The organism is Rhodoferax sp. AJA081-3 (genome assembly GCF_017798165.1).
GTDB lineage: Bacteria > Pseudomonadota > Gammaproteobacteria > Burkholderiales > Burkholderiaceae_C > Allorhodoferax.
The window spans coordinates 1,185,467-1,197,962 of sequence record NZ_CP059068.1; the positions used below are offsets into that span (position 1 = coordinate 1,185,467).

12 protein-coding genes and 2 tRNA genes are annotated in these 12,496 nt (G+C 58.9%); 6 read left to right on the top strand and 8 right to left on the bottom strand.

The window, feature by feature from the left end; genetic code table 11:
- Positions 1-9 precede the first annotated feature (9 nt).
- From HZ993_RS05525 to HZ993_RS05540, 4 genes are read left to right on the top strand one after another with little or no spacing between them, the layout of a single operon-like run.
- Positions 10-1,194, top strand: coding sequence for a pyridoxal phosphate-dependent aminotransferase (locus HZ993_RS05525; protein WP_209396259.1), 1,185 nt, complete (start codon positions 10-12; stop codon positions 1,192-1,194).
- Between the two features lie 40 nt (positions 1,195-1,234).
- The gene (gene tolQ / locus HZ993_RS05530) at positions 1,235-1,927 is read left to right on the top strand and encodes a protein TolQ (RefSeq protein ID WP_209396260.1); all 693 of its coding nucleotides are present in this window, start codon (positions 1,235-1,237) and stop codon (positions 1,925-1,927) included.
- A gap of 2 nt (positions 1,928-1,929) precedes the next feature.
- Positions 1,930-2,364: a biopolymer transporter ExbD gene (locus HZ993_RS05535; protein ID WP_209396261.1), complete on the top strand. Its 435-nt coding sequence runs from the start codon at positions 1,930-1,932 to the stop codon at positions 2,362-2,364.
- A gap of 35 nt (positions 2,365-2,399) precedes the next feature.
- Entirely contained in the window at positions 2,400-3,311 is a 912-nt protein-coding gene (locus HZ993_RS05540; RefSeq protein ID WP_209396262.1) for a cell envelope integrity protein TolA, read from the top strand.
- A 140-nt stretch (positions 3,312-3,451) separates the two neighbouring features.
- Here the strand turns inward: HZ993_RS05540 and HZ993_RS05545 are convergent, their stop codons facing one another.
- From HZ993_RS05545 to uvrC, 7 genes are all read right to left on the bottom strand, one after another.
- Positions 3,452-3,970 (bottom strand): PH domain-containing protein, encoded by a 519-nt coding sequence (locus tag HZ993_RS05545; RefSeq protein WP_209396263.1) that lies wholly within the window; start codon positions 3,968-3,970, stop codon positions 3,452-3,454.
- 84 nt (positions 3,971-4,054) lie between these two features.
- A tRNA-His gene (locus HZ993_RS05550) sits at positions 4,055-4,130 on the bottom strand.
- Between the two features lie 32 nt (positions 4,131-4,162).
- Positions 4,163-6,109, bottom strand: coding sequence for a SurA N-terminal domain-containing protein (locus HZ993_RS05555; RefSeq protein WP_371816966.1), 1,947 nt, complete (start codon positions 6,107-6,109; stop codon positions 4,163-4,165).
- A 48-nt stretch (positions 6,110-6,157) separates the two neighbouring features.
- Positions 6,158-6,233 (bottom strand) — tRNA-Val (locus tag HZ993_RS05560).
- Between the two features lie 19 nt (positions 6,234-6,252).
- Positions 6,253-6,525: an HU family DNA-binding protein gene (locus tag HZ993_RS05565; protein ID WP_066709320.1), complete on the bottom strand. Its 273-nt coding sequence runs from the start codon at positions 6,523-6,525 to the stop codon at positions 6,253-6,255.
- A 327-nt stretch (positions 6,526-6,852) separates the two neighbouring features.
- Positions 6,853-7,428: a CDP-diacylglycerol--glycerol-3-phosphate 3-phosphatidyltransferase gene (gene pgsA, locus HZ993_RS05570; protein ID WP_209396265.1), complete on the bottom strand. Its 576-nt coding sequence runs from the start codon at positions 7,426-7,428 to the stop codon at positions 6,853-6,855.
- Positions 7,429-7,529: 101 nt separating this feature from the next.
- Complete coding sequence (gene uvrC / locus HZ993_RS05575; RefSeq protein ID WP_209396266.1) at positions 7,530-9,557, bottom strand: excinuclease ABC subunit UvrC; 2,028 nt, start codon at positions 9,555-9,557, stop codon at positions 7,530-7,532.
- Positions 9,558-9,613: 56 nt separating this feature from the next.
- On the opposite strand from uvrC, the gene earP reads away from it, so the two are divergent.
- Together earP and efp are read left to right on the top strand one after the other, a co-directional pair.
- Positions 9,614-10,801, top strand: a complete 1,188-nt coding sequence (earP, locus tag HZ993_RS05580; protein WP_245213829.1) for an elongation factor P maturation arginine rhamnosyltransferase EarP — start codon at positions 9,614-9,616, stop codon at positions 10,799-10,801.
- Positions 10,802-10,948: 147 nt separating this feature from the next.
- Positions 10,949-11,503, top strand: a complete 555-nt coding sequence (gene efp, locus HZ993_RS05585; protein ID WP_209396268.1) for an elongation factor P — start codon at positions 10,949-10,951, stop codon at positions 11,501-11,503.
- 53 nt (positions 11,504-11,556) lie between these two features.
- Here efp and HZ993_RS05590 read toward each other — a convergent pair whose 3' ends face one another.
- Positions 11,557-12,462 carry a LysR family transcriptional regulator gene (locus tag HZ993_RS05590; protein WP_245213830.1) on the bottom strand — a complete coding sequence of 302 codons (906 nt, stop codon included), beginning with the start codon at positions 12,460-12,462 and terminating at the stop codon, positions 11,557-11,559.
- Between the last annotated feature and the right edge of the window lie 34 nt (positions 12,463-12,496).

A 12,496-nucleotide genomic window follows, 5' to 3' on the forward strand; every position in this document is an offset into this window, starting at 1 on the left:
CCGATACCCATGCAAATATCGTCCCGCGCGCAAAAGATAGAACCGTTTTATGTCATGGAGGTGGCCAAGGCCGCCGCAAGCCTGGGCCAAAAGGTCGCGCACACGGATGCGCCCATGATCTTTCTGAACATTGGAGAACCCGATTTCACGGCGCCGCCGTTGGTGCAGCGCGCTGCTGAACAGGCCATCCAGGGTGGTCGCACCCAATACACCGCCGCCACGGGCCTGCCTGCGCTGCGTGAACGCATCAGCCATTGGTATGGCCAGCGTTTTGGTGTGGATGTGCCCGCCAGCCGCATCGTAGTCACTGCGGGCGCATCGGCCGCGTTGCACCTTGCCTGCATGGCCCTGATAGAGCCAGGTGACCAAATCCTGATGCCGGACCCCAGCTACCCCTGCAACCGGCACTTTGTCAGTGCAGCGGAAGGCTGTGCCGTGTTGGTGCCCACCACCGCCGAAGACCGTTTCCAGCTCAGTGCGGATGCCGTGCGCTCCGCATGGGGCCCCCGCACACGCGGAGTATTGCTGGCCTCGCCATCCAATCCTACGGGCACGTCTATCCATCCCGACACCTTGCGCGACATCCACCGCGTGGTCCAGATGCATGGCGGCATCACCATCGTCGACGAGATTTACCTGGGGCTGGGATTTGATGACCAGTACGGACACACCGCGTTGGCTTTGGATGCGGACATCATCAGCATCAACAGTTTCAGCAAATACTTCAACATGACCGGCTGGCGCCTGGGCTGGATGGTGGTACCCGAACAGCTGGTACCGGTCATCGAACGTCTGGCACAAAACCTGTTCATCTGCCCCAGCACCATTGCACAACATGCCGCCATGGCCTGTTTTGAGCCCGAAAGCCTGGCCTTGTTTGAGCAGCGCCGCAGCGAGTTCAAGGCCCGCCGCGATTACTTCATACCCCAACTGAACGCCATGGGACTGACCGTTCCGGTGATGCCCGACGGCGCCTTCTACGCCTGGGCCGATTGCACGGCCGCCTGTGCCAAGCTGGGTGTCAAAGACAGCTGGGAATTTGCCTACGAAGTCATGAACAAGGCCCATGTTGCAATAACACCAGGGCGTGATTTCGGTTCGGCACAAACACAAAACTTCGTCCGTTTTTCCACCGCAAGCTCCATGGAACATTTGCAGCAGGCCGTAGCGCGCCTGCGAAACCTTTTGGTATAACCGCCGCTCTAACCGGCTCCATCTCTCCCACGATTGCGCAATGAACCAAGACTTATCCATACTGCACCTGGTGCTCAACGCCAGCCTCGTGGTGCAAGCCGTCATGCTGCTGCTGATGCTGGTATCCATCACCAGCTGGGCCGCCATATTCCGCAAGTACTTTGCATTGAACCGCGTCAAATCACTCAACGAAGCGTTCGAGCGCGAGTTCTGGTCAGGCTCCAGCCTGAATGACCTGTTTGCCGATGCGTCCAAAAGTGCCGGCAAGGGTGGGCCCCATGGAACGCATTTTGCCAGCGGCATGCGCGAGTTTCAGAAGCTGCGTGAACGCCGCATCACCGACGTCGGCACCCTGATGGATGGTGCCCGGCGCGCCATGCGTGCCAGTTTCCAGCGCGAAATGGACGTCATCGAAACCAACCTGTCGTTCCTTGCATCGGTTGGTTCTGTATCACCTTATGTCGGCCTGTTTGGCACGGTGTGGGGCATCATGCATGCGTTTGTTGGTCTGGCGGCCTTGACTCAGGTGACGTTGGCGACCGTAGCTCCTGGTATTGCGGAGGCATTGGTAGCGACCGCCATCGGCCTGTTTGCGGCCATCCCGGCCGTGGTGGCCTATAACCGCTTCGCCCGGGACATAGACCGCATCGCGACACACCAGGAGACCTTCATCGAAGAGTTCTCCAACATCCTGCAGCGCAACGTGGGCGCACAGCCCAGCGCCGCCCACTGACCATGCCAGCCGTATCCCACCGCGGCCGCGGCCGGCGCACCATCAACGAGATCAACATGGTGCCCTTCATCGACGTGATGCTGGTGCTGCTGATCATCTTTATGGTGACTGCACCGCTGATCACGCCCAGCATGATTGACCTGCCCAGCGTAGGCAAAGCCTCTCGCCAACCCGACCAGATCATCCAGATTGTGCTGGGCAAAAACGACAGCCTGGAAATGAAGGTCAAGGACAAAACCACCGCCCTGAGCCTGAAAGAACTGGCCGGCGCAGTCAAAGTGGCGCAGGGTCCGCGTGACGCTGCAAGCGCCGCCAATTCTGCGGTGGTCATCAGCGCCGACAAGAATGTGAAGTACGAGAGTGTGGTCAAGGTCATGGACACCCTCCAGCGCGCCGGTATTCAGCGGGTGGGCCTGTCCGTACAGTTGGCCAACTAAAGGCGGATACGCCCCTCCACCACGCTGCACACACCATGAACGCCCATTCCGCACGCATGGAATTTGCACCACCGCCCACACCGGGTCTGATGCGTGCGCTGGGACTGGCCATCCTGGCCCATGCCCTGCTACTGGCCGTGTTGACCGTGGGTGTGCAATGGAAGCGTGATGCCATACCCGTGACCGTAGAAGCAGAGCTGTGGTCGGCACTACCCGTGCAAGCGGCACCGAAGGCACCCGATCCCCTGCCACCGCCCCCCGAGCCAGAGCCCGAGGTAAAGCCGATTGCAAAAGTCGCACCGCCCCCAGAACCCGTGGCACCACCCAAAGGGCCTGACCCCAGCATTGCCATCGCCAAGGAAAAGGCCAGGCTGCTGAAAGAAAAGCAGATGGAGCAGGACCGTCTGGAACTAGAGAAACGCCAGAAAGACGCCCTCAAGGCCAAAAAGCTCCAAGACGAAAAACAGGCACGCGAGACCGCCCTGCGTGAAAAGGAGGCCCGCGACAAGAAGCTGCAACTGGAGCAGCAAAAACTGCAGTCCGCCAAGACGGACGCCGATGCCAAAAAGATCGCCGAATTGCGCAAACTGCAAATCGAACGCATGAACCGTATGGCCGACCAAGCGACAGGCTCCGGTGAGTCCAATGACAAAGGTCTCGCAAAACAATCCTCGGGGCCATCGGCCAGTTATGCGGGGCGCATCGTCGCGCGTATCAAGCCCAATATCACCTATACCGAGTCCATGAGCGGCAACCCGGTGGCCGATGTCGAGGTGCGCACCTCACCCGACGGGACCATCATCAGCCGCAAACTCATCAAATCCAGCGGCGTGAAGTCGTGGGACGATGCCGTCATCAACGCCATCGACAAGACGGAAAAACTCCCACCCGACGTCGATGGGCGGGTCATCCCCTCTCTCACCCTGGGCTTTCGCCCCAAGGACTGATGCGGCACAGGCCACAGCGTTGTGGCCCCAGGGGGAAGGGCCGATAACCCAACAACTTGCTATATTTTATATAGCGACAAATGCTTATTTCACGGGGGCTAGCGGCACAAATCGCTCTTAACGCTTCCGCCAAAGAGTGGTCAGGCCTGTACCAGGGTGGTCACACGCCTTCTGGTGCGTTCCCGCAGAGAGCACTCGCGCAACGTGTCGGCCAACACCTCCAGATCCGCCACGCCAAAGATCACCACGGTTGAAAAGTTGGTATCGCTAGAGCGCAACTGCAGCAGGCAATGCCCCACGAGGCGCATGCCCAGTGGCTTGAGTACATCAAAATGGTCGATGCGGAAAAGCTCCACACTTTCCTTGGATTTGGACAAAATCCCCTGCTCGACACGGACCCGCTGGCTGGTGATCTCGTAGTGGGTGGACAAACCACGTACCCAGTAATAGATATAGCCCAGACCCAGCGTACACACAACCACAAGCCATTGCCATGCCGAATGAATGGCGGCGGGGTGACCGGCGAACAGAACCCTCTCGGTATCAGCCTCGCGTGCAGCCGTAAATGCCAGCAGGTCCGTATTACAGAACCGGCATTTGATGGCAGCGGCCTTGATGGTTTCTGCGCAGACGGGGCAGGCCTTGGTGTCATCGCTCATGGGGGTTTTCCTTACGCGACCGTTGCAAATCCACAAAGAAAAAAGCCTGCTATTGAATCAATAGCAGGCTTTATCTATATCAGTTGGGGTGGCTGATGGGGCTCGAACCCACGACAACAGGAATCACAATCCTGGACTCTACCAACTGAGCTACAGCCACCGCGAGTCTAAGATTATAGCCTCTGTTTTGGACTATTCTGCGGCAATTGCCTGATCCACTGCACCGGGTGTAGGACGCGGCACTTTAATAGCCACTTTGAAACGTTGGCTGAGCATCTTGTAATAGGCCTTGTTTTCGGCACTGGCAACCCACTGTGCATATTGCTTGCGCTCCTGCTCGGCGGTAGCTGCCACGGCTGGGGTGCGCGGCAACACCTTGTTGACACGCACCACCATGTAACCCTGGGCACCCAGATCAACACCCACCCATGCGGGCAGCGTGCTGGTGTCGGCCTTCAACACAGCCTCCAGTACCGGGCCAGGAACCGTGGCTGCGCTGCCACGTGACACCATGACGGCTGCTGGCAGAGTGTCTGGCGCGGTGGTTTTCCAGGCGGCAAGCTTCTCAACGCCGTCCTTGACCGCCATTTCAGCAGCCTGTTTGGCGATCAAACGCTCTTTCACATTGGCCTGTACATCAGCCAAAGGGCGTGTACTGGCCGCTGTGTATTGGGTGATACGCGCAGCAGCCAACTGGTTGACGCCCACTTCAATGGCTTCTGTGTTGCGTTTCTTTTCCAAAGAATCCGCACTAAACACCGCTGCCAGAAACTTGGCGTTGGCCAATACACCGGTCACGCCCGCATTGGGTTTGCGCTGCAGATTCTCAACAGTTTTGACCTCCAGCTTCAGGCGTTCTGCAACACCTTTCAGACTGTCAGACTCTTCGTACACACCATTGGTGAATGCTTCGGCGGCTTCGGCAAACTTGCGTTGCGCCTGCTGCGTCTTCAGGTCGATTTCGATCATGGGGCGCAGTTCTTCAAAACTGCGTTGCTTGGGCGCCTTGACATCGGTGAGCCGGATGATGTGGAAGCCGAAGTCCGACTCGACCACATCACTGATATCACCCTTGTTCAAAGCAAACGCAGCGTCTTCGAAAGGCTTGACCATGGCGCCGCGCGCGAAGAACTCCAAATCGCCCCCGTTGGGTGCAGAGCCCGGATCCTGCGAATTCTTGCGGGCCAATTCAGCAAAGCTGTCGGGGGCTTTGCGCACTTGCGCCAACAAAGCGTCTGCACGTTCCCGTGCTTTTTTGCGCTCGTCTGCAGACATGTCCTTGGGCGCGGTGATCAGAATGTGGCTGGCGCGGCGCTCTTCCTTGCCGCTGAGGCGGCCAACATTCTGTTCGTAATAGGTCTTGACATCGGCCTCGTTGAGGGAGATGGCGTTGCGCACCGTAGTGAGGTCCAGCACCACGTATTCAATACTGGCAGATTCGGGCGCCTGGAACAGGGCCAGGTTGTCTTTGTAGAAACTTTCAATCTCTGCGTCCGTAGGGCTGACCTTGCCCGCATAGTCTTTGGGGCTGAAGCGGGTCACTTGCGCTTCCCGCTGTTCGTAAAAGGCGTTCAAAGAAACTTCTGACAACGCGGCGGGAGAAAAAGCTGTGCCCAACATGCCGGCTTCCACTTGGCGCTGGGATAACTGGCTGCGTACATTGGCTTCAAAACCGTCAGTGGTCAAGCCCTGGTTGGCAGCCAGTTGGCGGTATCGCTCGATGTCCAACGTGCCATCGGGTTTGCGCAGTGAGGCAATGGTTGGGTCTTGCTGCAGCTCACGGGCCAAGCGCGCATCAGAGGTACCCAGACCCGAGTCTTGCACCGCTTCGGCCAACACACGTTCGCGCACCAGGCGCTCCAGCGTAACGTAGCGTGCTTCCGGAGAGTCCAGCAGCTTGGCATCCAGATTGGGCATTTGTGCACGCAAGCGGTCCACCTCGACCTTATGGGCAGCATCCCATTCGGCCTGCTTAATGCTTTGGTTGCCGACTGTCGCCACCGCTTCACCACCTGCATTGATGTTCTGGAAGCCATCCACACCAACCAGCACAAATGCAGGAATGATCATCAAGAACATGAGAATCATCATGACTTTTGTGTGCCTGCGAACAAATTCAAACATGCGCGATCTCTCCATCAAAAAAACAAAAAGGCGAACATCGTGTTCGCCTTTGCTGTGTGGGGGTGGTGAGTGATGACGGGCTCGAACCGCCGACCTACGCCGTGTAAAGGCGCCGCTCTACCAACTGAGCTAATCACCCCACATAAACAACTAAAAAATCAATTCAGGGCATCTTTCAATGCTTTGCCCGGACGGAACTTTGGAACCTTGGCAGCCTTGATTTTAATCGCAGCGCCGGTACGGGGATTGCGACCGGTGCGCGCAGCACGTTTACCAACCGCAAATGTACCAAAACCTACCAGTGATACCGTGCCGCCTTTTTTCAAGGTGGTTTTGACCGCACCAATAGTGGACTCCAGAGCACGCGTAGCTGCGGCCTTGGAAATATCAGCATGCTTTGCAATGTGCTCAATCAGTTCGGTTTTATTCACAAAGACCCCTTGTAGGAAGCAGAGTTAATCGAATTGTCTCTTCAAATATTATTTTCACCGGACGCAGTTCAAGGGTTCTCTGCACATTGCGCAAGCGGGCCTGAGGCTGGTCTGGATCACATTTGTAGCAACCGTGGCTGCTGCATCCCATTAAAGCCACGGGTCAAATCCATGTCAATACGCCATGCAGCTTTACAACGGTGCGGTGGCAGATTCTAGTCGCATTTATTCCAATAATTTGACCCGAAAATCAAGAAAAAAAGTGGCCACTGTAAGCCCATTTGCACCCCGGATGGTGTATGGGTGCGGTGTGATCCGCTGTGGGGTTTAACGGGCCCGTGCGCGAATTTCGGGTATGGCTTTTTGCAAGTAATACACCATGGACCAGATGGTAAGGACCGCGGCCGCCCAGATCAACCAGACACCCCATACATGGGTGTTGATCAGGCCAAACAACATGCCGTCGAACAACAAAAACGGAATTGCAACCATTTGTGCCACAGTCTTGAGTTTGCCGATCATGTGCACTGCGACACTCTTGGATGCGCCGATCTGGGCCATCCATTCGCGCAGCGCGGAGATTGCGATTTCGCGGCCAATGATGATGAGCGCCACAAACACATCGGCACGCTGCAGATGCACCAGCACCAGCACACAGGCACAGACCAGAAACTTGTCTGCCACCGGATCCAGGAAAGCACCAAACGACGATGTCTGGTTCAGCTTGCGCGCCAAGTAACCATCCAGCCAGTCGGTGGCGGCAAACACAACAAACATGACCGTTGCAATCAGGTTTTTCTCCGCCACGGATGCCATGGAGTCGGGCAGGTAGAAGACGCCCACAATCAGCGGTATCGCGAAGATACGCGTCCACGTCATGATGGTTGGTATGGTCATAAACATGGCTTGATTGTGGCACGGCTTAGGTGTCGCCGGGCCGCCCCAAGACACGACGGCCCCAAAAGTGGGCAGCGACCCGTGCAACGGCGGAGCGTGGGGGTAGCTTAATGCAGTGCTCGGTAAATTTCCTCGGCTAATTCTTTGGAGATGCCATCGACTGTTGCAATGTCAGCAACACTGGCCAACGCCACGCCGCGCACACCACCAAATCGCTGCAACAGCTTGGCCCTGCGCTTGGGGCCAACGCCGGGGATTTCCTCCAGCTTGCCGCCACCCACCCGCACCTTGGCACGCTGGGCACGCATGCCGGTAATGGCAAAACGGTGGGCCTCATCGCGTATCTGCGCCACCAGCATCAGCGCCGCGGAGTCGGAGCCCAGGTAAACCTTGTCGCGCCCATCGGCAAACACCAATTCCTCCAGCCCCACTTTGCGTCCCTCGCCTTTTTCCACACCCACGATCAACGACAGGTCCAGCCCCAATTGTTCAAACACTTCGCGCGCCATGGACACCTGGCCCTTGCCACCGTCTACCAGCACCAGGTCCGGCAATCGGCCGGTTCCGGCTGGCGCTTGGCCCGCGTGTTTGGCTTCCCGCAGGGCTTCCGCTACCTTGCTGTAACGGCGGGTCAGCACCTGGCGCATCGCGGCGTAATCGTCTCCCGGTGTGATGCCTTCGATATTGAAACGCCGGTATTCGGCGTTTTGCATCTTGTGGTGGTGGAAGACCACACACGAGGCCTGCGTGGATTCACCCGCCGTGTGCGAAATATCAAAACACTCGACCCGCAGCGTGTCCAGGTTGTCCAGTGTCAAATCCAACGCCTCGGCCAACGCGCGGGTGCGGGCCTGTTGTGAGCCCTCTTCGGCCAGCAGACGGGCCAGCTGCAATCCGGCATTGGTTTGTGCCATGTCCAACCAGGCCCGGCGCTGTTCGCGCGGCTGGTGGATGGCACTGACCTTGAAGCCAACCTGTTCGGACAGCGCCTTGAGCAGGCTCTTGCTCACCGGTTCGCTGACGACCAGCGTCGGTGGCATAGGGACTTCAATATAGTGCTGCGCCAGAAAAGCTTGCAAAACTTGCACCTCGACCGAGTCAATGCGGGCCTTGGTGTTTGTTGGGGTTTGGGTTCCCCCCTCCGCGTCAGGGTTGTTATCTGCATCCATGGCCGCCTCGTCTGACAGACCCACGGCATCTTCCACATGCACCGGAAAGTAGGGCCGGTCGCCCAAGTGTCGGCCGCCGCGCACCATGGCCAGGTTGACGCAGGCCCGCCCGCCCTGCACCTTCACCGCCAAGATGTCCACATCGCGGTCTTCCACGTTGTCCATGGCCTGCTGGTGCAGCACATTGGACAAGGCAGCCACCTGGTTGCGCAGCTCGGCTGCCTGCTCAAACTCCAGCTTATCGGAGTGCGCCATCATGCGGGCCTCCAAATGGCGCATCACCTCCTGGGCATCACCGCGCAAGAATTTCTCGGCGTTGGCCACATCCTGGGCGTAGTCGGCGGCGGAAATATGGCCCACGCAAGGTGCCGAACAACGCTTGATCTGGTACAGCAAGCAGGGTCGGCTGCGGTTGCTGAAGACCGGGTCTTCGCAGGTGCGCAGGCGGAATACCTTTTGCATCAGCAGGATGGCTTCCTTCACCGCCCAGGCACTGGGGTAGGGTCCAAAGTAGCGGTGCTTTTTTTCCACACCGCCGCGGTAATACGACACGCGGGCAAAGTTGGCAGCCAGTGGCGACGCGGTGGCTTGCGGTGTGGCGGGCACACCGGTCATCTTCAGATAGGGATAACTCTTGTCGTCCCTGAACAGGATGTTGTACTTGGGATTCTGCGTCTTGATGAGGTTGTTTTCCAGCAGCAGGGCTTCGGCCTCGGAGCGCACCACGGTCGTCTCCATGCGCACGATTTTGCTGACCATGTGGCCGGTGCGGGTGCCGCCGTGGTTCTTCTGGAAATAACTGGACACCCGCTTCTTCAGGCTGATGGCCTTGCCCACATACAACAACTGGTCCTGCGCATCAAAGTAGCGGTACACGCCGGGCAGAGATGGCAGCGAGGCCACTTCGCGCAGCAGCTCTTCCGAGTGAACCGGCGTAGCGGGGATGTCTGGGGTATCGGCTGTCATGGGCCGCTATTGTCATTCTTTTCATGGGTGCCATGGACCGCGTGGACAATCGGTGCATGCCCTCTACCGCAAGCCTGCAACAGACCCCGCACGCCACCGCCCAGCCCAACTTACTGTGGGACGTGTTCTGCCGCGTCATCGACAACTTTGGCGACCTGGGTGTGTGTTGGCGCCTCAGCGCCGACCTGGCGTCGCGCGGTCACCGTGTGCGCCTGTGGGTGGATGATGCGTCGGCCTTGCAATGGATGGCGCCGGGTGCGCTGGACGGACGCTGGCCCGGTGTACAGGTGCTCCCCTGGAACCTCTCGCACGACGCTGCCTTCCTAGCCAGCCTGCCTGCAGCCAATGTGTGGGTTGAAGGGTTCGGTTGTGAAATAGCTCCTGACTTTATAGCGCATCATGCATATTCCACGGGGGCTACAGGCCAATTTCTTGTAAACAACCCGGTGTGGATCAACCTGGAGTACCTGTCGGCCGAACCCTTTGTCGAACGCTCCCACGGCCTGCCCTCCCCCATCATGGGCGGCCCAGCCAAGGGATGGACCAAACACTTCTTCTACCCCGGCTTTACCACCCACACCGGCGGGCTGCTGTGTGAACCAGACTTGTTACAACACCAGCGGCACTTCTTAGACAACGCCCCTACCGGCGGGCAGCGTGCAGCCTGGCTGGCGCAGATGGGGATCAACGCAGAAACAGGCGAAACACTGATCTCGCTGTTTTGTTATGAGCCTGCGGCCTTGCCGGCCCTGTTGGCACAACTTGACACACGGCCCACGCCCACCCACCTGCTGGTGACCGCAGGGCGGGCTGGTGCGGCCGTGCGCAAGTTTATGGACAACGGCCCCACGCTGCGCCAAGTGCGCATCAGCTACCTGCCACCGCTGAACCAGGTCGATTTCGACCATTTGTTGTGGACCAGCGATTTGAACTTCGTACGGGGCGAGGACTCTGTTGTGCGTGCCCTATGGGCCGGCAAACCGCTGGTCTGGCAGATCTATCCGCAGGACGACGACGCCCACATCCCGAAGTTGGATGCCTTTCTGGACATGCTGGGGGCAGAGGCCGGTCTCCGCGCGTTCCACCAGGTGTGGAACGCCGGGCCGTCGCACCCCGGCACCGCGACCCTGCCCGCGATCGACCTGCCGTCCTGGTCACAAACCGTACAGGCTACCCGTGAACGCCTGCTGCAAATGGACGACCTGACGAGCCAGCTGCTTCAATTCGCGCAGAAAAAACGGTAAAATCCGAGGCTTTGCTGAATTTGCCTCCAAAGATCGGAAGGCAAACCATGCTCCGCCGCCGGTACATATGGACGGCGTCTTCGCCGCCGTGAGCGGCCTATCACGCTGACAGCAAATCTGGCTGGCAGCGACAACCGCGTAAAGCACATGAAAATCGCACAAGAAATCCGCGCCGGCAACGTCATCATGCACGGCAAAGACCCAATGGTCGTTCTGAAAACCGAATACAGCCGCGGCGGCCGCAACTCCGCCACCGTGCGCATGAAGCTCAAGAGCCTGATCGCCAACTTCGGCACCGAAGTCGTGTTCAAGGCCGACGACAAGATGGACCAGGTCATCCTGGACAAGAAGGATTGCACCTACTCCTACTTCGCTGATCCCATGTATGTGTGCATGGACGCGGACTACAACCAGTACGAAGTCGAAGCCGAAAACATGGGCGACGCACTGAACTACCTGGAAGACGGCATGGAGCTGGAAGTCGTGTTCTATGACGGCAAGGCCATCTCCGTCGAACTGCCCACCGGCGTTGTCCGCGAAATCACCTGGACCGAGCCAGCCGTCAAGGGCGACACATCGGGCAAGGTGCTGAAACCTGCCAAGATCGCCACCGGTTTCGAAATCGGCGTGCCCATTTTTGTGGCCCAGGGCGACAAGGTTGAAATCGACACCCGTACCGGCGAGTACCGCAAGCGCGTCTAAACCTCGCAACGGTTCTCGACAAAAAGGCTTCTTCGGAAGCCTTTTTTTGTTGGTCACTGCGCAAACAGCCGCTCCTGCAGGAAGGCCACAAACGTCGCCGTTTTGAGTGCCAGCCACGGCCGCGCAGGGTACACCACATACACAGGTAGCCCGGGCCGCAGGCTGTAGTCGGTCAACAACTCCACCAGCTCCCCGCGCGCCAACTCCGGCGCAACGATCAACCGATCCATCAGCGACAGCCCCCCACCCGCACAGGCGGCTGCGGCGAGTGACATGCCGTCATTGATCTGGATCTTGCCCTGTACCTTGACCACCGTGGTCTGCCCATCCTGGATAAAGCCCCACTCGTCATAGGTGCGCGCGCCGCTGGTGTAGACCAGGCAATCGTGCTGCGCCAGATCCGCCGGCGTGGTGGGGGTGCCGCGGCGCTGCAGGTAGCTGGGCGCAGCCACCAGCACACGTGAGCTGTCCGTCAACTTACGGGCCACCAACGTGGAGTCCTCCAAGTGCGCCACGCGGATGGCCACGTCGATGTGTTCAGCGATCAGGTCCACCATGCGGTCTTCCACCGACAGCACGATGTCCACCTGCGGGTAGCGCTGCGTGAACTCCACCAGCAGCGGCACCAGGTGGCGCTGGCCCAACGGCATGGGGCAGCTCACGCGCAGCCGGCCCTTGACCTCGCTCTGGTACTGGCCGGTCAGCTGTTCGATGTTGGACAACGCCCGGTCAATCTGCTGGGCCTGGGCATAAACCTGCTCCCCAATCTCGGTCAGCGTCAGGCGGCGGGTGGAGCGCTGGATCAGGCGTGCGCCCAGCTCGGCCTCCAGCTTGGCCAACTGGCGCGATAACACCGACTTGCCGCAGCCCAGCCCCAGGGCCGCCTTGCTGATGCTGCCGGCTTGCACGATGGCCGAGAAGTTGGCCAATCGCTGGGGATTCATCACCGTTTTTGCCATATTGTTGCCCTATAGACAACAATATTATGCAATT